Below are 370 nucleotides of genomic sequence, written 5' to 3' on the forward strand. Positions count from 1 at the left end.
CCCTCATTGTGACTCATTGCCACATCGACCACGTCTGGCGTATTCCCTACTTGCTGGCAGCAGGATTTGACCAACCTATCTATGCCACCACCGCCACAGCAGCGCTATTACCTCTGGTCATAGAAGACGCCTTAAAAGTCGGCGTCACCCGCGATAAAAAACTCATTCAAGCCTGCATCAATCGACTCAACAAACTGCTTGTTGCGGTCGATTACGGCCAGTGGATAACACTGCCAATCAACCTCCCCACAGCAACAAAAACAGCAAGCGAAACTGAAACAACGCCACTAACGTATACCAAAGCCAAACTCAAGTTTAAGCCTGCCGGACATATACTCGGCTCGGCGTATGTTGAAATAGACTTAACCGG

1 protein-coding gene is annotated in these 370 nt (G+C 49.5%); it reads left to right on the forward strand.

What is annotated here, in order from left to right; all coding sequences use genetic code 11:
* Positions 1-370: MBL fold metallo-hydrolase (locus AAEZ02_RS21960; protein WP_502959604.1), on the forward strand; the 370-nt coding region annotated here is incomplete at both ends.

It is taken from the genome of Shewanella sp. T24-MNA-CIBAN-0130 (assembly GCF_040310185.1).
Classification (GTDB): domain Bacteria; phylum Pseudomonadota; class Gammaproteobacteria; order Enterobacterales; family Shewanellaceae; genus Shewanella; species Shewanella psychromarinicola.